Origin of the sequence: Pseudomonas sp. NBRC 111131 (assembly GCF_001320525.1) — a bacterium.
Lineage (GTDB): Bacteria > Pseudomonadota > Gammaproteobacteria > Pseudomonadales > Pseudomonadaceae > Aquipseudomonas > Aquipseudomonas ceruminis.
The window spans coordinates 37060-55242 of record NZ_BCBH01000032.1; the positions used below are offsets into that span (position 1 = coordinate 37060).

The following is an 18183-nucleotide window of genomic DNA, read 5'->3' on the forward strand; positions in this document are numbered from 1 at the left end:
CCCGTCAAGCTTGCCCCGGTTTTGCCGTGCGTGCCAGGCAATACACGTCAACGCGTCGTGCGCCGGCGCTGCGCAGCAGCTGGGCGATGGCGTGTGCGGTGGCCCCGGTGGTCAGCACATCATCCACCACAGCCACATGCCTGCCCTTGACCGCATCTTCTGCGGCCAGGGCAAATGCCCGTTGCAGGTTACGGTGGCGAGCCCTGGCGTCCAGGCTTTGCTGGGCGGGTGTTTCGCGTGTGCGCAGCAGTAAGCGGTCGTTGCAATCTATTGCCAGGCCCTTTGACAACCAGCTTGCCAACATGCCGGCCTGATTGAAGCCGCGCTCGCGCAGTCGACGCCGGGCCAGAGGTACGGGTAACAGCAGCTCTGGCCTCGGCTGGCCTTCTTCGAAACGGTGGCGCAGGTTCAAGCTGAGCATTTCGGCCATCAAGCGGCCCAGCGGCCATTGGCTGTTGTGCTTGAAGCGGTGGATCAAGGTGTCCATCGGAAACCCATAGTGCCAGGGCGCAACCACCAGGTCGAAGGCTGGGGCACGGCGGCTGCACTGGGCGCAGGTCAGCCCGGCCATCGGCAGGGGCAACGCGCAGTGCAGGCAGTACTCATCCAGCCAGGGCAGCGCTTGTTCGCAGGCGATGCACAAGGGGTAGGGCTGCTGCGCACTTTCATCGCAGAGCAAACAGGCTTGATTAGTATTTATACACTTGTAAACCAGTGCTTTTAACCAAGGTTGACAGTTCATAGGCCTTCCATGACTATGCGAGCTATCCGTGATGCGCTGGTGGGCAGTCCTGTCCCGGCGCCAGCTACAGCCTAAACAAGGAAACACCGATGAGCGCCAGCACAACTGCAACAACACGTCACGACTGGGCCTTGGCCGAGGTAAAGGCCCTGTTCCTGCAACCGTTCAATGACTTGCTGTTCCAGGCGCAGACCGTGCACCGCGCGCATTTCGACCCTAATCGCGTCCAAGTCTCCACCTTGCTGTCGATCAAGACCGGTGCCTGCCCGGAAGATTGCAAATATTGTCCGCAGTCCGGCCACTACAACACCGGGCTGGAAAAACAGAAGCTGATGGAAGTGCAGAAAGTGCTGGAAGAAGCCGCACGGGCCAAGGCCATCGGTTCGACCCGCTTCTGCATGGGCGCGGCCTGGAAGCACCCGTCCGCCAAAGACATGCCCTACGTGCTGGAGATGGTCAAAGGGGTCAAGGCCATAGGCCTGGAAACCTGCATGACCCTGGGCAAACTCGACCAGGAGCAGACCCAGGCCCTTGCCCAGGCTGGCCTGGACTACTACAACCACAACCTCGACACTTCGCCAGAGTTCTACGGCAGCATCATTACTACCCGCACCTACGCAGAGCGCCTGCAAACCCTGGCCTATGTACGTGATGCCGGGATGAAGATCTGCTCTGGCGGCATCCTGGGCATGGGCGAGTCGCTGGACGACCGTGCCGGCCTGCTGATCCAGTTGGCCAACCTGCCCGAGCACCCGGAGTCGGTACCGATCAACATGCTGGTGAAAGTAGCTGGCACGCCGTTGGCCAATGAAGAAGATGTCGACCCGTTCGATTTCATCCGCATGCTGGCGGTCGCACGGATCCTCATGCCGAAGTCCCACGTGCGCCTGTCTGCCGGGCGCGAGCAGATGAACGAGCAGATGCAGGCCCTGGCATTCATGGCCGGCGCCAATTCGATCTTCTACGGCGAAAAACTGCTGACCACTGCCAACCCGCAGGCTGACAAGGACATGCAGCTGTTCGCCCGCCTGGGCATCAAGCCCGAAGCACGCGAAGAGCACGCCGACGAAGTGCACCAGGCCGCCATCGAGCAGGCGCTGGTCGAACAACGCAGCAGCGAACTGTTCTACAACGCCGCGTCTGCCTGACATGGCTTTCGACCTGGCAGCGCGCCTGGCCGAACGGCGCGCTGCGGACCTGTATCGGCAGCGGCCACTGCTGGAAAGCCCGCAAGGGCCGGAGGTGGTGGTGGATGGCCAGCCACTGCTGGCCTTCTGCAGCAATGACTACCTGGGCCTGGCCAACCACCCCGAGGTCGTCGCCGCCTGGCAGGCGGGTGCCGAGCGCTGGGGTGTCGGCGGCGGCGCGTCCCACCTGGTGATTGGCCACAGCACGCCGCACCATCAGGTTGAAGAGGCACTGGCTGAGTTGACCGGTCGCCCACGTGCGCTGCTGTTTTCCACCGGGTACATGGCCAACCTCGGCGCCATTACGGCGTTGGTGGGGCAGGGCGATACTGTGCTGCAAGACCGCCTCAACCATGCCTCGTTGCTCGATGGCGGCCTGCTCAGCGGCGCCCGTTTCAGCCGTTACCTGCACAACGATGCGGCAAGCCTGGCCAGCCGCCTGGAGAAAGCCAGCGGCAACACCCTGGTGGTCACCGACGGCGTGTTCAGCATGGACGGCGACCTTGCCGATCTGCCAGCGCTGGCCAAGGTCGCGCGGGCGCGGGGCGCCTGGTTGATGGTCGATGATGCTCATGGCCTGGGGACCTTGGGGGCTCAGGGCGGCGGTATCGTCGAGCACTTCGGCCTGGGCATCGATGATGTGCCGGTGCTGATCGGTACGCTGGGCAAGGCCTGTGGCACGGCGGGTGCCTTTGTCGCTGGCAGTGAAGCGTTGATCGAGGCGCTGGTGCAGTTCGCCAGGCCCTACATCTACACCACCAGCCAGCCGCCGGCACTGGCCTGCGCCACGCTCAAGAGCCTGGAATTGCTGCGCCGTGAAACCTGGCGCCGGGAACACTTGGCGGCGTTGATCCGCCAGTTCCGCCAGGGCGCCGAGCAGATTGGCCTGCACCTGATGGACAGCCCCACCCCGATCCAGCCGATCGTGATCGGCGACAGTGCGCAGGCATTGCGCCTGTCACGCATGTTGCGTGAACGCGGCATGCTGGTGACTGCCATCCGCCCGCCTACTGTGCCCGCCGGCAGCGCCCGCCTGCGGGTCACCCTGAGCGCCGCGCACAGCGAGGCGCAGGTGCAGCTATTGTTGAATGCATTGGCCGATTGTTATCCACAGCTGGAGGCCGCCGATGCGTAACCGATTGATCCTTTTGCCTGGCTGGGGGCTGGGCACTGCGGCGCTGGAACCGCTGGCCGCCAGTTTGCGCGCCCAGGATGCCCGTCTGCAGGTCGAGTTGATGCCCTTGCCGGAACTGCCTGACGCCGATGTACAGGCATGGGTCGACCATCTTGACCGCAAGTTGCCCAGCGATGCCTGGCTGGGGGGCTGGTCGCTTGGCGGCATGCTTGCCAGCGAGCTGGCGCGCAAGCGCGGCGACCACTGCTGCGGGTTGCTGACCCTGGCCAGCAACCCCAGTTTCGTGGCGCGGGGGGATTGGCCACATGGCATGGCGGATGACACCTTCGGTACGTTTCTCGACGGTTGCCGCAGCCATACCTCGGTGACCCTCAAGCGTTTCCGGACCTTGTGCAGCGAGGGTGCCCTGCAGCCGCGCACGCTGTTGCGCCAGCTGGGTGTCGGCGTGCCGGACACCGACCCGCTCTATCTGGCCACCGGGCTTGAAGTACTGGCCAAGCTCGATACCCGCGAAGCACTACAAACCTACGCAGGCCCGCAACTGCACCTGTTCGCCGGCAGCGACGCGCTGGTGCCCCCGGAAGCGGCCAAGGCGCTGTGCGAACTGCTGCCCGACGTCGAGGTCGGGCTGGTTGAAGACAGTTCCCACGCCTTCCTGCTGGAGTACCCACAGGAGCTGGCGGCGGGCATCAAGAATTTCCTGCATGAGAGTGGCGATGACTAACCTTTCCCATCCAACCCTGCCAGGCGCTTTGCCGGACAAGCGCCAGGTCGCGGCGTCGTTCTCCCGTGCGGCGGCCAGCTACGACAGCGTGGCGGCGCTGCAGCGCGCCGTGGGCATGAGCCTGTTGGAACATCTGCCCGACCCGTTGATGCCTTCACGCTGGCTGGACCTTGGCAGTGGCACCGGGCACTTCAGCCGTGTGCTGGCCGAGCGTTTCGCATCAGCAAGTGGGGTGGCCGTGGACATTGCCGAGGGTATGTTGCGCCATGCCCGCGGCGAGCAGGGTGGGGCCCAGTACCATGTGGCGGGCGACGCTGAGCGCCTGCCGCTGCGCGATGCCAGTGTCGACCTGGTGTTTTCCAGCCTGGCGGTGCAGTGGTGCGGGCAGTTCGCCAGTGTGTTGGCCGAAGCCAGACGGGTATTGCGCCCCGGCGGTTTGCTAGCTTTCAGCAGCCTGTGTGTCGGTACCCTTGATGAACTGCGCGCCAGTTGGCAGGCCGTGGATGGCAGGGTACATGTCAATCGCTTCCGCCGCTTCGAGGATTACCAGCGCCTGTGCGCGGCAAGTGGCTTTGAGTTACTGGGCCTTGAACGCCAGCCACATGTGCTGCACTACCCGGATGTGCGCAGCCTGACCCATGAGCTCAAGGCACTTGGCGCGCATAACCTCAACCCTGGCCGGCCTGCCGGTCTGACCGGCCGCGCCCGCATGCAGGGCTTCTTGCAGGCGTATGAAGCGTTTCGCCAGCCTCAGGGGCTGCCAGCCACCTACCAGGTGGTCTATGGTGTGTTGCGCAAGCCACAGGCATGAGAGGAGCGAGATGAGCCAGGTCTATTTCATCGCCGGGACCGATACCGATGTCGGCAAGACCACCATTGCCGCTGGCCTGCTGCATGCCGCGCGGCTGCAAGGCCTGAGTACGCTGGGCGCCAAGCCGGTGGCGTCCGGCTGCACCGTGACGGCAAAGGGGCTGCGCAATGCCGATGCCCAGGCGCTGATCGACCAAAGCACGTTCAAGCTGGCCTATGAAGCGATCAACCCCTTTGCCTTCGAGCCGGCCATCGCACCGCACGTGGCCGCGCGTGAGGCGGGCGTTGCGCTGGAGGTGCCTGCACTGCTGAAGGCAATGAAACACGTGCTGGATCAGGGCGCGGACTTCACCTTGGTCGAAGGCGCGGGTGGCTGGCGGGTACCGTTGTCCGATCATGCCAACCTCTCCGACCTGGCCATCGCCCTGAAGCTGCCGGTGATTCTTGTAGTAGGTGTGCGCCTGGGCTGCATCAACCACGCCCTGCTCAGCGCCGAGGCGATTGCCCGTGACGGGCTGCAACTGGCAGGCTGGGTGGCCAACATCATCGAGCCGCGCACTTCGCGCCTGGAAGAGAACCTGGCCAGTCTGGCCGAGCGCTTGCCAGCGCCTTGCCTGGGGCGCGTGCCCCGGCTCAAGCACGCGAGTGCCGAAGCGGTGGCGGCGCATCTGCAGCTGGATTTGCTGGATTAGTTGAGGGGCCGCTCAGGGCTGTCATATGTCCATGGCCTATCAACTAGCACTAGGCCATTAGGGATTTAAACGGGCCTTTTCTACCTTGGCCTGCTTTAATTGACCCTGCTCACATCCAGCGTCATTGGAGTTTTGACATGGAAATCACCGGTAGCTCCGCCTACTACGCGGGCCTCAGCGCCATTCAGACCGGGCAGAACCGCATCGACCAGGCCGCCGGCCAGATCGCCAACACCACGGTCGAACGCGCCGCCACCAGCCAGTCCAGCGACTTTCAGGCCGAGCGCCTGCGGGCGGTGGATCGCAGCCAACAGATGGACCTGGCCACCAGCACTGTGCAGCTTGCCCTGGGTAAAACCGAGGTCGAGCTGGGTGTGAAGGTTGCCAAAGCTTCCGACGAAATGCTCGGTCGCTTCATCGACACCTACGCCTGACCCTCAGGCACCCCCACGAAACCACCATGGAAGCGGGTTTACCCGCGAATGTGTCCTGCCAGAGACCCTTACGGTTTGGCAGGGCTTATTCGCCGGTAAACCTGCGGCTGCACGCGCGTTTTTTGTGCGATGGCATAAAAGCCATCTTTCGCGGCGTAAATGGCACCATAGTCCCTCCTTGACATCGGGCCATGCTAAACGTAAGTTTCAAACAACTGTTTGACCGAAAGCCACCCAAGAGCTGGTCGGTATCAGCGGTCTCCCCACCGGACTCATCACAGAGGTTCATCGCAATGCCTGATTACAAAGCCCCCTTGCGTGATATTCGTTTCGTTCGCGACGAGCTGCTCGGCTACGAGGCGCACTATCAGAGCCTGCCGGGTTGCCAGGACGCCACGCCTGACATGGTTGACGCGATCCTCGAAGAAGGCGCGAAGTTCTGTGAACAGGTGCTGGCCCCGCTGAACCGTGTTGGTGACCTGGAAGGCTGCACCTGGAGCGAGTCGGGCGTGAAGACGCCTACCGGCTTCAAGGAAGCCTATGAGCAGTTTGTCGAGGGCGGCTGGCCGAGCCTGGCGCACGATGTCGCCCATGGTGGCCAAGGCCTGCCAGAGTCGTTGGGCCTGGCCCTGAGCGAGATGGTCGGGGAGTCCAACTGGTCATGGGGCATGTACCCAGGCCTGTCCCATGGTGCGATGAACACGATTTCCGCCCATGGCACTGCTGAGCAGCAGGAGGTCTACCTGACCAAGCTGGTATCCGGCGAATGGACCGGCACCATGTGCCTGACCGAACCGCACTGTGGTACCGACCTGGGCATGCTGCGTACCAAGGCCGAACCGCAGGCCGACGGCTCCTACAAGATTTCCGGGACCAAGATCTTCATCTCTGCCGGCGAACACGACATGGCCGGCAACATTGTCCATATCGTTCTGGCCCGCCTGCCCGACGCACCCGCCGGCACCAAAGGCATCTCCCTGTTCATCGTGCCCAAGTTCCTGCCCACCGCCGAAGGCGGCGTGGGTGAGCGCAATGGCGTGAGCTGTGGCTCGATCGAGCACAAGATGGGCATCCACGGCAACGCTACCTGCGTGATGAACTTCGACAGCGCCACCGGTTACCTGATTGGCCCGGCGAACAAGGGCCTGAATTGCATGTTCACCTTCATGAACACCGCTCGCCTGGGTACCGCGCTGCAAGGCCTGGCCCACGCCGAGGTGGCGTTCCAGGGTGGCTTGAAATACGCCCGTGACCGTCTGCAGATGCGTTCGCTGACCGGCCCTAAAGCCCCGGACAAGGCCGCTGACCCGATCATCGTCCACCCGGACGTGCGTCGCATGCTGCTGACCATGAAAGCCTTCGCCGAAGGCAATCGTGCAATGGTGTACTTCACCGCCAAGCAGGTGGACATCGTCAAGTACAGCCAGGACGAGGAAGAGCGCAAGAAGGCCGATGCGCTGCTGGCCTTCCTGACCCCGATCGCCAAAGCCTTCATGACCGAAGTCGGCTTCGAGGCGGCCAACCATGGCGTGCAGATCTACGGCGGCCACGGCTTCATTGCCGAGTGGGGCATGGAGCAGAACGTGCGCGACAGCCGTATCTCCATGCTGTACGAAGGCACCACCGGCATCCAGGCACTCGACCTGCTGGGCCGCAAAGTGCTGATGACCCAGGGCGAGGCGCTCAAGGGCTTCACCAAGATCGTGCACAAGTTCTGCCAGGCGCAGGAAGGCGTTGAGGCGGTCAAAGAGTTCGTCGAGCCACTGGCTGCGCTGAACAAGGAATGGGGCGAGCTGACCATGAAGGTGGGCATGGCTGCCATGAAGGACCGCGAGGAAGTGGGCGCTGCGTCGGTGGACTACCTGATGTACTCCGGTTATGCCTGCCTGGCGTACTTCTGGGCCGACATCGCTCGCCTGGCTGCCGAGAAGCTGGCTGCCGGTACCTCGGAAGAGGCGTTCTACACTGCTAAGTTGCAGACTGCGCGCTTCTACTTCCAGCGCATCCTGCCGCGCACCCGCGCTCACGTGGCGGCGATGCTGTCCGGTGCCGGTAACCTCATGGCAATGAAGGAAGAGGACTTCGGTCTGTCGATCTGATCCTATCGTTTGCCAGCAAGCCGTCTGCCCTCACGGGCAGGCGGCTTTTGCATTTTTAGGGCGCTGCAAAAGCGGCCCCCTAAGATTCAGTAACAACAAAAGCTCAAGCCCTCCGCCCCTGCTGCCGTTACCCGTGTATTCATCTATTCATGTGCGCTGCCGATGAAGTAAGGGCACAATGCCATTATTGATCTGCCGGGTCGGAGATTACCCTTGTTTCGTCTAAACGCTGTACGCGCCAGCCACTTCCTGCCTTCGCTGTTCCTGTTGCTGGCAGGGCTTGCGGCGGCCTATGCAAGAGACCTTAGCGTCTTTTTCACCTCGCTGTTCAACGTGCTGCCCACCTTGGTCCTGTTGCTCGGCGGCGCCTATTGCGCCGTGTACCGCCGTCAACGCGAGCTGTTTCTGATGGTCACGGTGTACATCGCCTACTTCCTGCTCGATACCCAGACCGATTATTACCGCGACAACGGCCGCGTACGCGATGACGCGGCGGTGATCTTCCACCTGGTGTGCCTGCTTTTGCCTGCGCTGTTCGGCTTGTATGGCGTCTGGCAGGAACGTACCCACCTGGCCCAGGACCTGCTTGCCCGATTTGCCGTGCTGTTTGCCGTCAGCGGCGTGGCTGTGGCACTCGAGCAGAGTTATCCCGAGGCGCTGCTGAGCTGGCTGGCGGAAATCCGCTGGCCGTCGCTGCATGGGCAGTGGATGAGCCTGATCCAGATGGTCTATCCGCTGTTCATCGGGGTTTTGATCCTGTTGGTGGTGCAGTACCTGCGTGAACCCAGGCCGTTGCACGCGGCGCAGATCATCGGCTTGCTCGGCATTTTCTGGATGCTGCCGCAAACCTTCATCCTGCCGTTCACGCTGAACATCATGTGCAGCCAGGTGATGCTGATGATCGCCGCGGCCGTGTCCCACGAGGCGTATCAGATGGCCTTCCGCGACGAGCTCACCGGCTTGCCCGGGCGGCGCGCGCTGAACGAGCGCATGCAACGCCTGGGGCGCAACTACGTGATCGCCATGACCGACGTCGATCACTTCAAGAAATTCAACGACACCCATGGCCACGATGTGGGTGACCAGGTACTGCGCCTGGTGGCCAGCCGGTTGTCCAAGGTGACGGGTGGTGGCCGCGCCTACCGTTATGGCGGTGAGGAATTTGCGCTGGTGTTCGCTGGCAAGACCGCCGAGGAATGCCTGCCCCATCTGGAAGCCGTTCGCGAGATGATCGCCAACTATGCAATGCAGCTGCGTGACCAAAATAGCCGCCCGCAGGACGATAGTGCAGGGCGACAGCGGCGTATCGGCAGCGCTTCGAGCACGGTATCGGTGACCATCAGTATCGGTGTGGCCGAGCGCCAGGTGGAGCACCGTAACCCGGAGGATGTGCTCAAGTCCGCCGACCAGGCGTTGTACAGCGCCAAGGGGGCAGGGCGGAACTGCGTCATGGTGGACGGGCAGCAATCGCGCCGTGGGGCGATTCGCATGGCGTGACCGAAATGGACTTACTAGTCGCGTGATGACCCTATGTCTCGCAAAAGTTGTTCGGTTACACTGGATTCAATCCCCGTGCCGCGGTTTCGTGAGACCGCCCCGACCCGACCAGCGAGAGGTTGTGATGGCTGACTATAAAGCGCCCCTGCGCGACATGCGCTTCGTTCTGAATGAAGTCTTCAATGTGGCCGAACAGTGGGCGCAGTTGCCCCCACTGGCCGAAGCGGTCGATGCCGAAACCGCCCTGGCCGTGCTGGAAGAAGCTGGCAAGGTCACCAGCAAGACCATCGCTCCGCTCAGCCGCGCTGCTGACGAAGAAGGCTGCCACTGGGACAACGGAGCTGTGCGCACGCCTGCGGGCTTCATCGACGCCTACAACACCTACGCCCAAGGCGGTTGGGTTGGTGTAGGCGGCGACCCGCAATTCGGTGGCATGGGCATGCCCAAGTCGATCTCGGCCCAAGTCGAAGAAATGGTCAATGCCTCGAGCCTGGCCTTCGGTCTGTACCCGATGCTGACCGCAGGCGCCTGCCTGTCGATCAACGCTCACGCCAGCGAAGCGTTGAAGGAGAAGTACCTGCCGAACATGTATGCCGGCGTGTGGGCCGGGTCCATGTGCCTGACCGAGCCCCATGCCGGCACCGACCTGGGCATCATTCGCACCAAGGCCGAACCCCAGGCCGATGGCAGCTACAAGATCAGCGGCACCAAGATCTTCATCACCGGTGGCGAGCACGACCTGACCGAGAACATCATCCATCTGGTGCTGGCCAAGCTGCCGGATGCGCCGGCCGGGCCCAAGGGCATCTCGCTGTTCCTGGTGCCGAAGGTGCTGGTCAATGACGATGGCAGCCTTGGCGCGCGCAACCCGGCCACCTGCGGCTCGATCGAGCACAAGATGGGTATTCAGGCCTCGGCTACCTGCGTGATGAACTTCGATGACGCGGTGGGTTACATCGTCGGTGAGCCCAACAAAGGCCTGGCGGCGATGTTCACCATGATGAACTATGAGCGCCTGGGCGTGGGCATTCAGGGCCTGGCCTCGGCAGAGCGTTCTTACCAGAACGCCGTCGAGTACGCCCGTGACCGTCTGCAAAGCCGAGCCCCTACTGGCCCGCAAGCCAAAGACAAGGTCGCCGACCCCATCATCGTCCACCCGGACGTGCGCCGTATGCTGCTCACCATGAAAGCGCTGATCGAGGGGGGGCGTGCGTTCTCCACGTATGTGGCCATGCAGCTGGACAGCGCCAAGTACAGCGAAGACCCCGGTACGCGTAAGCGCAGCGAAGAGCTTGTGGCGTTGCTGACGCCGGTCGCCAAGGCATTTCTGACCGACCTGGGCCTGGAGTGCACGGTGCATGGCCAGCAGGTATTTGGCGGCCACGGCTACATTCGCGAGTGGGGCCAGGAGCAGTTGGTGCGCGATGTACGCATCACCCAGATCTATGAGGGCACCAACGGTATCCAGGCCCTGGATTTGATGGGACGCAAGGTGGTGGCCAGTGGCGGTGCCTACTACACGCTGTTCTCCGATGAGATCCGCCGCTTCATCGCCAGTGCGGGCAGCGACCTGGAAGAGTTTACCAAGCCTCTGGCCGCCTCCCTCGATCAGCTGGACGGGTTGACCGATTGGGTACTGGACCGGGCCAAAGGCAACCCGAACGAGATTGGGGCTGCGTCGGTCGAGTACCTGCATGCCTTTGGTTATGTGGCCTACGCCTACATGTGGGCATTGATGGCCCGGGCGGCCAAGGCTGGCGAAGAGGACCCAGCGTTCTACTCGGCCAAGCTGGGCACCGCACGGTTCTACTTTGCACGCCTGCTGCCGCGGGTAGATTCGCTGGTGGCGTCGGTGAAGGCGGGGAGTGAATCGTTGTACCTGCTGGAGGCGGATCAGTTCTGACGTGCGGTGCGGCCATGTGCCATCCTGATGGCTAATGGCCGCTTTTTTGTAAGCCTTTTCCTACGTAACGCAGTGACTTTTCGCCACTGGTTTCAGATTGGATCCACGGTTAATCTTTGTTCATGGACGTTGCGCAGGAAGCGCAAAGGACAGAACAGGGACAACGACGGATTTCCTGCCAGGGTGGCGGGGCGATAAGGATGTCACAGGGAAACAGTCTGGAAGACCCCGCTTCGGCGGGGTTTTCTTTGTGCGCGCTTTTTAGCCCAGCACATCCAGTGGCGAGGCCCCCAACTGGCGGGCGTCGGTCTCTTCCTCCAGCAATGTCCGCAGCAGCTCTACCGACGCCTGCTGGCGTTGGGCATCGCGGAACACCAGGCCGACCTTCAGCGGCACCCGTGGCTCGCTCAAAGGCTTCCACAGCAATCCTTGATCGTCTTCTGCGGCATCCTTGGCCCGGCCGGGCAGGATGGTGGCCAAAGCGGTGTGGGCCAAGCTGTCGAGAATCCCCCCCATGTTGTTCATCTCAGCCTGAACCTGCGGGCGGCGGCCCAGGCTGGCCAACTGTTCCTTCCAGATCTGGCGGATTTGAAATTCCTCACCGAGCATCAGCATCGGCAGCTCTGCGGCCTGGCTGATCGACACCTTCTTGAAGTCTTTCAATGCATGGGTATCGGGGATGACCAATTGCAGTTCATCTTCGTACAGCAGCAAGCCGTGCAACCCAGGTTGGCGCGGTGGCAGGTAGCTGATACCGATGTCCAGGCTGCCGTTGAGCAGGCGCCGCTCGATCTCAAGCCCTGACAGTTCGTAAATCTGGACCACCAGGTGCGGCTGGGCCTTGCGAACCCGCTCCAGCAACTGCGGTACCAGGCTCGGACGCACGGTCTGCAGAACGCCAATGGCCAGCGTGCGCAACGACTGGCCCTTGAAGTTGCGCATCGCCTCATGGGCGCGCTGCAGGCCATCGAGCAGCGGCAGGGCATGGTTGTACAAGGTGTGCGCCGCCAGGGTGGGCAACAGGCGCTTGTTGCTGCGCTCGAACAGGCTCAGGTCAAGGCTGTGTTCGAGTTGGCGAATCTGCTGCGACAGTGCCGGCTGGGACAGTGACAGGCGTTCAGCGGCACGGCCAACGTGGCCTTCTTCATAAACCGCGACGAAATAACGCAGTTGGCGGAAATCCATAAGCAACACTTATCAAAAAAGCTGGAAAAACGGAATGGCCGCAAGCGCCGCCGAAGCCTAGTCTATCGCCGTATTCCAACGGGTTACAGCGCTCAATCAACGCATTGTTACCCCGTTTGAAAAACACTTTTGATAGGCAAGGCAAAATTATCAAGCGCCGGCAACACGACCGGACCCTGGCCGCCCTTTACCGTGATTGGTTGGAGCCCCGATGAACCTGTTCAACCTGCGCCGCTCGGCCCCTGCCACGGTTGCCGAGCCTAAGCGTGCGCCGGTGTCCGTGCCGGATGCGCCGCCGTTGTCCCGCGAGCGCCTGATGCCGAGCACTGAGCGCGCGGCGCAAGTGTTTGTGCGGGGGCAGGGCTCCTGGTTGTGGGACAAAGAAGGGCACGCCTACCTGGATTTCACCCAGGGTTGTGCAGTCAACAGCCTTGGCCACAGCCCGAGCGTGCTGGTCAAGGCGCTGGGCAACCAGGCACAAGCGCTGATCAACCCAGGTGCAGGCTTTCATAGCCGTGGCCTGCTGGAGCTGGTCAACCGCCTGTGCCAGAGCACCGGCAGCGACCAGGCCTACCTGCTCAACAGTGGGGCTGAAGCCTGTGAAGGGGCGATCAAGCTGGCGCGCAAGTGGGGGCAACTGCACCGTAACGGCGCCTATCACATCATCACCGCCAGCCAGGGTTGCCATGGTCGTAGCCTCGGCGCGCTGTCGGCGTCCGACCCGCTGCCGTGCAACCGCTGCGAGCCGGGTTTGCCGGGTTTCAGCAAAGTGCCGTTCAACGACCTTGCTGCACTGCACGCGCAAGTCGATTCGCGCACCGTGGCCATCATGCTCGAGCCGATCCAGGGTGAGGCGGGTGTGATTCCGGCGACGCGCGAGTACCTGCAGGGTGTGGAGAAGCTGTGCCGAGAACTGGGCATCCTGTTGATCCTCGATGAGGTGCAGACCGGGATTGGCCGCTGCGGTGCGTTGCTGGCCGAAGAAACCTACGGCGTTCGCGCCGATATCATCACCCTGGGCAAGGGCCTGGGGGGCGGCGTGCCACTTGCCGCCTTGCTGGCCCGGGGTACGGCATGTTGCGCCGAGCCGGGCGAGCTGGAAGGCAGCCACCACGGCAACGCGCTGATGAGCGCGGCGGGCCTTGCGGTGCTCGACACCGTGCTGGAACCGGGCTTCTTCGAGCAGGTTCAAGACAGCGGGCGCCACCTGCGCGATGGCCTCAGCCGCCTGGCCGGTCGTTATGGCCAGGGCCATGTGCGTGGCCAAGGGCTGCTGTGGGCCATGCAGTTGCAGGAGCACCTGGCCAAGGACCTGGTGGAGGCTGCCCTGCAGGAAGGCCTGCTGCTCAATGCACCACAGGAGGATGTGGTGCGCTTTTCGCCGGCGCTGACTGTGAGCAAAGGCAACATCGATGAAATGTTGCTGCGCCTGGCGCGCGCGTTCGCCCGCCTGCATGCGCAGCAGCATGCCCGCCGAGAAGTCTCGGCATAGTACGAATTCAACGAACCGTCTGGCGTTTCTGCGCATCGCCCCTGGCCTGATTCATTTGGCTCGGGGCGTTTTTTTTGCCTGGCGTTTGCCTGTGGAACCTCTGCCGTACGCGGCTAGTCTGTGTTTAGACCCATTAAGGAGAGACGAGCATGGACTTCATTCGCATCATCATCGCCATCATCCTGCCGCCGCTGGGCGTATTTCTGCAGGTCGGCTTCGGCGGAGCGTTCTGGCTGAATATTCTGCTGACTTTGCTGGGGTATATCCCAGGGATCGTCCATGCGGTGTACATCATCGCCAAGCGGTGAGTGTGCTGGGGCTGCGCAGCAGCCCCAGGCGTTTACCGGGCCAATGCTCGGCAATAGAATTTCCACTCTTCTTCCAATGCATGCGCCAGGTTCTGGGCTTTACGAAAACCATGGCGCTCGCCCGCATAAAAATGCGCCTCGGCCTCGATGCCGTTGCACTTCAATGCTTCGAGCATCGACCGCGTCTGCTCAGGCACCACCACCGCATCCAGTTCACCCTGGAAGAAAATCACCGGCACCTTGATCTGCGCAGCGTGCAACAGCGGTGTTCGCTGCCGGTAACGCTCGGCGTCCCGGTTCGGGTCACCAATCAGCCAATCCAGGTAGTCGCCTTCGAACTTGTGTGTGGCGCGGCCCAGGGCAACCGGGTCGCTGACGCCGTAAAGGCTGGCTCCTGCACGGAACACATCGTGGAACGCCAGGGCGCAGAGGGTGGTGTAGCCGCCCGCGCTGCCGCCGCGAATGAATGCCTTGCTGGCGTCGATCAGGCCGCGCTCAGCCAGGTGCTCGACGGCGGCGCAGGCGTCCTGCACATCGCTGTCACCCCAGCGCAGATGCAATGCCTGGCGGTAGTCACGTCCATAGCCGGTGCTGCCGCGATAGTTCAGGTCGGCCACGGCAAAGCCTCTCTGCGTCCAGTACTGGATACGCGAGTCGAGCACCGGATAGCAGGCCGAGGTGGGCCCACCGTGAATGAAAACTACCAGGGGCGAAGCGCTGTCCCCGCCAGCGGCCGGGTAGAAAAAACCATGGGCGATCTCGCCGCCGCTGTCGTAGTGGATCGCCTGGGGCAGGCTGATGCATTCGGCCGGCAGTACCTCAACGCCGCCGGCCAGGATGCTTACCTCATGACTGGCCCGGTCGATGGCGATGACCGCTGGCGGGCTGATCGGCGAGGCAGCGATGGCGTAGAGGTGTCCGGCATCCATGGCCAGGCTGCGAAACCGGCTGTAGGCACTGGCGAACCTTTCTACCTGGCCGTCTGCGGCGCGTAGCCCCAGTTGCCCAAAGCCCCCTTCGAACCAACTGGCCAGGTAGCTTTGCGGCCCCATTGGCAGCCACGTGCTGGCGCCCAGTTGCCAGGGGGCGGCAGCGTGGTCTGCCGGTAGGGCGGGCAAGGCCTGCCAATGGTCATCGACCTCGCCCCACGGTTGCCAGAAACCGTTGCGGTCAGACAGGCAGTACAGGCGGCCTTCAGCGTCGAAACGTGGCTGTTGCAGCGACTCGTCATGGGCGGCAACACACCGCGTAGGCCCCCAGGTGCCGTCGTTTTGCCGTTGTCGACACATCAGCCGGGTGACCGTCCAAGGCTGTGCAGGACGGCTCCATTCGACCCAGGCCAAGCGTTTGCCATCGCTGCTCAGGGTGGGGGAGGCGTAGAAATCGGCGCCCTGGGCCAGGATCTCAAAGTGGCCCTCACCCAAGGCAACCAGGCGATGCTCGACCTGTTCGCCATGGCACTCCTCGACGGCCAGCACCTGCTCCTGGTGCCACTGGAGGTCGCCGTAGCGGGAGTGCAGGCTCTGAGTCAGGGCACGCGGTGGCGAGCCTTCGAGGTCCTGGGTGTAGACCTGCTGATCGTTCTCGTTGACGAACAGCAGCCCGTCGCCACCCAGGCAAAAGCTGCCACCGCCATATTCGTAGACCCGGCTGCGTACACTGAACCCATCGGGTGTCAGGCAGCGGGCCTGGTGGTCGCGCCAATGCCAGATGCGGCAGGCACCATCGGCCGGGCGGAATTCGTTCCAGAACACCCCATCGGCGCTGACCTTGAGCTCGGCGAAGTCGGTGCCGGCGGCGACCGCCTGGGCCGCGCTGAATTCAGCCGCGGGCGATGACACGTGAGTTTCGTTCATTGCGGAAGGTCATCTGTTCAATGGCAAGGTCGGCAGTTTCCGCCTCCTCGCGGGCCTTGAGGATGAGGCCATGGTCGGCCGACTTGGCGCACACAGGGTCGGCATTGCTGGCGTCGCCGGTGAGCATGAAGGCCTGGCAGCGGCAGCCGCCGAAGTCCTTTTCTTTTTCGTCACAGGAGCGGCACGGTTCGCGCATCCATTCATAACCACGGAAGCGGTTGAAGCCGAACGACTCATACCAGATATGGTGCAGGTCGTGGTCGCGTACGTTGGGGAACTGCACTGGCAACTGACGCGCACCATGGCAGGGCAGCGCGGTGCCGTCCGGGGTAATGGTGAGAAACAGGCTGCCCCAGCCGTTCATGCAGGCCTTGGGACGCTCTTCGTAGTAGTCCGGGGTGACGAAGATCAGCTTGCACGGGTTGCCCTCGGCCTTGAGTTTGTCCCGGTACACGTTGGTGATGCGCTCGGCGCGTTCGAGCTGTTCACGGGTCGGCAGCAGGCCCAGCCGGTTCAGGTGCGCCCAGCCATAGAACTGACAGGTGGCCAGCTCGACAAAGTCAGCTTCCAACGCGATGCACAGCTCGATGATGCGGTCGATCTTGTCGATGTTGTGCCGGTGGGTGACAAAGTTGAGCACCATCGGGTAACCGTGGGCTTTTACTGCCCTGGCCATTTCCAGTTTCTGCGCAAAGGCTTTCTTCGAACCGGCCAGCAGGTTGTTCACCTGCTCGTCGCTGGCCTGGAAGCTGATCTGGATATGGTCAAGGCCGGCCTCTTTGAAGGCGGCGATGCGCGCTTCGGTCAGGCCGATGCCTGAGGTGATCAGATTGGTGTAATAGCCCAGCCGGCGCGCCTCGCCGATCAGTTCTGCAAGGTCCTGGCGCACCAGCGGTTCGCCGCCGGAAAAGCCAATTTGCGCAGCGCCCATTTCGCGGGCTTCAGCCATCACCTTGAACCACTGCTCGGTCGACAGCTCTTTGCCCTGTTCGGCAAAGTCGAGCGGGTTGGAGCAGTAGGGGCACTGCAGCGGGCAGCGGTAGGTGAGTTCGGCCAGCAGCCACAGCGGCAAGCCTACCGGCACCTCAGGCGAGGACGATCCAGTGTTCGCCACGGGCCACCTCCATGAACTGCTCGATGTCATCGGCCACTTCCGGGACACCGGGAAATTGCTGTTCGAGTTCGTTGATGATCGCTGCCACGTCACGTTGACCATCGATCAACCCACCGATCAGGCTGGCGCTGTCGTTGAGCTTGATCATGCCCTCGGGGTACAGCAACACATGGCCTTTTTGCGCGGGTTCGTACTGAAAGCGATAGCCAGGGCGCCAGTGGGGTACTTGCGTGCGATCGAAACTCATAGGGCGATCCCCTTGTGCCATACCCGTTGCTGGGTGACGGTGTGATAGGGCGGGCGGTTCAGCTCGTAGGCCATGCTCATGGCATCGAGCATGCTCCAGAGGATATCCAGCTTGAACTGCAGGATTTCCAGCATACGCTCCTGGCCGGCCCGGGTGGTGTAGTGCTGTAGCGTGATCGCCAGGCCGTGCTCGACATCACGCCGGGCCTGGCCCAGGCGGGTGCGGAAGTACTCGTAGCCAGCGGGGTCGATCCACGGGTAGTGCTGCGGCCAGCTGTCCAGCCGTGACTGGTGAATCTGCGGGGCGAACAGTTCGGTCAGTGAGCTACTGGCGGCCTCTTGCCAGCTGGCGCGGCGGGCAAAGTTGACGTAGGCGTCCACGGCAAAGCGCACCCCAGGCAGCACCAGTTCCTGGGAGCGCAGTTGGTCGGGGTCCAGGCCCACGGCCTGGCCCAGGCGTAGCCAGGCCTCGATGCCGCCGTCTTCGCCAGGCGCGCCATCATGGTCGAGCAAACGCTGGATCCACTCGCGGCGCACTTCACGGTCCGGGCAATTGGCCAGGATCGCGGCATCCTTCATGGGGATGTTCACCTGGTAGTAGAAGCGGTTCGCCACCCAGCCCTGAATCTGCTCGCGGCTGGCGCGCCCTTCATACATCGCCACATGGTAGGGATGGTGGATGTGGTAGTAGGCGCCCTTGGCGCGCAGAGCCTGCTCGAACTCGGCAGGGGACATTGGCAGTGCGTCGCTCATGGTGCC

Annotated in this window: 17 protein-coding genes; 11 read left to right on the forward strand and 6 right to left on the reverse strand. The window is 62.8% G+C overall.

The window, feature by feature from the left end; all coding sequences use genetic code 11:
- Positions 1-4: 4 nt before the first annotated feature.
- Positions 5-742 (reverse strand): ComF family protein, encoded by a 738-nt coding sequence (locus tag APH34_RS22790; protein ID WP_054903052.1) that lies wholly within the window; start codon positions 740-742, stop codon positions 5-7.
- A gap of 89 nt (positions 743-831) precedes the next feature.
- Between APH34_RS22790 and bioB the strand changes: the two genes are divergently transcribed.
- The 9 genes from bioB (at position 832) to APH34_RS22835 (ending at position 11223) form a co-directional block, all read left to right on the forward strand.
- On the forward strand, positions 832-1890 hold the full coding sequence (bioB, locus tag APH34_RS22795; RefSeq protein WP_054903053.1) for a biotin synthase BioB: 1059 nt from the start codon (positions 832-834) through the stop codon (positions 1888-1890).
- A gap of 1 nt (position 1891) precedes the next feature.
- Entirely contained in the window at positions 1892-3064 is a 1173-nt protein-coding gene (gene bioF, locus APH34_RS22800; RefSeq protein ID WP_054903054.1) for an 8-amino-7-oxononanoate synthase, read from the forward strand.
- On the forward strand, positions 3057-3788 hold the full coding sequence (locus APH34_RS22805) for an alpha/beta fold hydrolase (protein ID WP_054903055.1): 732 nt from the start codon (positions 3057-3059) through the stop codon (positions 3786-3788). Before bioF ends, APH34_RS22805 begins: the two co-directional genes overlap by 8 nt.
- Positions 3781-4599, forward strand: a complete 819-nt coding sequence (gene bioC / locus APH34_RS22810; RefSeq protein ID WP_054903056.1) for a malonyl-ACP O-methyltransferase BioC — start codon at positions 3781-3783, stop codon at positions 4597-4599. Before APH34_RS22805 ends, bioC begins: the two co-directional genes overlap by 8 nt.
- A 10-nt stretch (positions 4600-4609) precedes the next feature.
- The gene (gene bioD, locus APH34_RS22815) at positions 4610-5290 is read left to right on the forward strand and encodes a dethiobiotin synthase (protein WP_054903057.1); all 681 of its coding nucleotides are present in this window, start codon (positions 4610-4612) and stop codon (positions 5288-5290) included.
- A gap of 137 nt (positions 5291-5427) precedes the next feature.
- Positions 5428-5724, forward strand: coding sequence for a hypothetical protein (locus APH34_RS22820; protein ID WP_054903058.1), 297 nt, complete (start codon positions 5428-5430; stop codon positions 5722-5724).
- Between the two features lie 293 nt (positions 5725-6017).
- Positions 6018-7823 (forward strand): phenylacyl-CoA dehydrogenase, encoded by a 1806-nt coding sequence (locus tag APH34_RS22825; RefSeq protein ID WP_054903059.1) that lies wholly within the window; start codon positions 6018-6020, stop codon positions 7821-7823.
- A gap of 213 nt (positions 7824-8036) precedes the next feature.
- Entirely contained in the window at positions 8037-9320 is a 1284-nt protein-coding gene (locus APH34_RS22830) for a diguanylate cyclase (protein ID WP_054903060.1), read from the forward strand.
- A 124-nt stretch (positions 9321-9444) separates the two neighbouring features.
- Entirely contained in the window at positions 9445-11223 is a 1779-nt protein-coding gene (locus APH34_RS22835; RefSeq protein WP_054903061.1) for an acyl-CoA dehydrogenase C-terminal domain-containing protein, read from the forward strand.
- Positions 11224-11484: 261 nt separating this feature from the next.
- Here the strand turns inward: APH34_RS22835 and APH34_RS22840 are convergent, their stop codons facing one another.
- Entirely contained in the window at positions 11485-12408 is a 924-nt protein-coding gene (locus APH34_RS22840) for a LysR family transcriptional regulator (RefSeq protein WP_054903062.1), read from the reverse strand.
- Between the two features lie 211 nt (positions 12409-12619).
- On the opposite strand from APH34_RS22840, the gene APH34_RS22845 reads away from it, so the two are divergent.
- Positions 12620-13900 (forward strand): aspartate aminotransferase family protein, encoded by a 1281-nt coding sequence (locus tag APH34_RS22845; protein ID WP_054903063.1) that lies wholly within the window; start codon positions 12620-12622, stop codon positions 13898-13900.
- A 149-nt stretch (positions 13901-14049) separates the two neighbouring features.
- The gene (locus APH34_RS28900; RefSeq protein ID WP_009681539.1) at positions 14050-14208 is read left to right on the forward strand and encodes a YqaE/Pmp3 family membrane protein; all 159 of its coding nucleotides are present in this window, start codon (positions 14050-14052) and stop codon (positions 14206-14208) included.
- Between the two features lie 32 nt (positions 14209-14240).
- On the opposite strand, the gene APH34_RS22850 is transcribed toward APH34_RS28900, so the two are convergent.
- The 4 genes from APH34_RS22850 to pqqC are packed head-to-tail and all read right to left on the reverse strand — an operon-like array spanning position 14241 to position 18177.
- Entirely contained in the window at positions 14241-16064 is a 1824-nt protein-coding gene (locus APH34_RS22850; RefSeq protein WP_054903064.1) for a S9 family peptidase, read from the reverse strand.
- On the reverse strand, positions 16030-17178 hold the full coding sequence (pqqE, locus tag APH34_RS22855) for a pyrroloquinoline quinone biosynthesis protein PqqE (protein ID WP_054903065.1): 1149 nt from the start codon (positions 17176-17178) through the stop codon (positions 16030-16032). Before pqqE ends, APH34_RS22850 begins: the two co-directional genes overlap by 35 nt.
- Positions 17150-17425, reverse strand: a complete 276-nt coding sequence (pqqD, locus tag APH34_RS22860) for a pyrroloquinoline quinone biosynthesis peptide chaperone PqqD (protein ID WP_054903066.1) — start codon at positions 17423-17425, stop codon at positions 17150-17152. The genes pqqE and pqqD overlap by 29 nt, the downstream gene beginning before the upstream one ends.
- Positions 17422-18177: a pyrroloquinoline-quinone synthase PqqC gene (gene pqqC / locus APH34_RS22865; protein WP_054903067.1), complete on the reverse strand. Its 756-nt coding sequence runs from the start codon at positions 18175-18177 to the stop codon at positions 17422-17424. The genes pqqD and pqqC overlap by 4 nt, the downstream gene beginning before the upstream one ends.
- Positions 18178-18183: the final 6 nt, after the last annotated feature.

What these genes read in the sequence shown, in the direction of transcription:
- APH34_RS22850 (WP_054903064.1), bottom strand. Translation starts at nt 16,064, where the DNA reads ATGAACGAAACTCACGTGTCATCGCCCGCGGCTGAATTCAGCGCGGCC.
- APH34_RS22845 (WP_054903063.1), top strand. Translation starts at nt 12,620, where the DNA reads ATGAACCTGTTCAACCTGCGCCGCTCGGCCCCTGCCACGGTTGCCGAG.
- bioF (WP_054903054.1), top strand. Translation starts at nt 1,892, where the DNA reads ATGGCTTTCGACCTGGCAGCGCGCCTGGCCGAACGGCGCGCTGCGGAC.
- APH34_RS22805 (WP_054903055.1), top strand. Translation starts at nt 3,057, where the DNA reads ATGCGTAACCGATTGATCCTTTTGCCTGGCTGGGGGCTGGGCACTGCG.
- bioB (WP_054903053.1), top strand. Translation starts at nt 832, where the DNA reads ATGAGCGCCAGCACAACTGCAACAACACGTCACGACTGGGCCTTGGCC.
- bioD (WP_054903057.1), top strand. Translation starts at nt 4,610, where the DNA reads ATGAGCCAGGTCTATTTCATCGCCGGGACCGATACCGATGTCGGCAAG.
- pqqD (WP_054903066.1), bottom strand. Translation starts at nt 17,425, where the DNA reads ATGAGTTTCGATCGCACGCAAGTACCCCACTGGCGCCCTGGCTATCGC.
- bioC (WP_054903056.1), top strand. Translation starts at nt 3,781, where the DNA reads ATGACTAACCTTTCCCATCCAACCCTGCCAGGCGCTTTGCCGGACAAG.
- APH34_RS22825 (WP_054903059.1), top strand. Translation starts at nt 6,018, where the DNA reads ATGCCTGATTACAAAGCCCCCTTGCGTGATATTCGTTTCGTTCGCGAC.
- APH34_RS28900 (WP_009681539.1), top strand. Translation starts at nt 14,050, where the DNA reads ATGGACTTCATTCGCATCATCATCGCCATCATCCTGCCGCCGCTGGGC.
- APH34_RS22835 (WP_054903061.1), top strand. Translation starts at nt 9,445, where the DNA reads ATGGCTGACTATAAAGCGCCCCTGCGCGACATGCGCTTCGTTCTGAAT.
- APH34_RS22820 (WP_054903058.1), top strand. Translation starts at nt 5,428, where the DNA reads ATGGAAATCACCGGTAGCTCCGCCTACTACGCGGGCCTCAGCGCCATT.
- pqqC (WP_054903067.1), bottom strand. Translation starts at nt 18,177, where the DNA reads ATGAGCGACGCACTGCCAATGTCCCCTGCCGAGTTCGAGCAGGCTCTG.
- APH34_RS22840 (WP_054903062.1), bottom strand. Translation starts at nt 12,408, where the DNA reads ATGGATTTCCGCCAACTGCGTTATTTCGTCGCGGTTTATGAAGAAGGC.
- APH34_RS22790 (WP_054903052.1), bottom strand. Translation starts at nt 742, where the DNA reads ATGAACTGTCAACCTTGGTTAAAAGCACTGGTTTACAAGTGTATAAAT.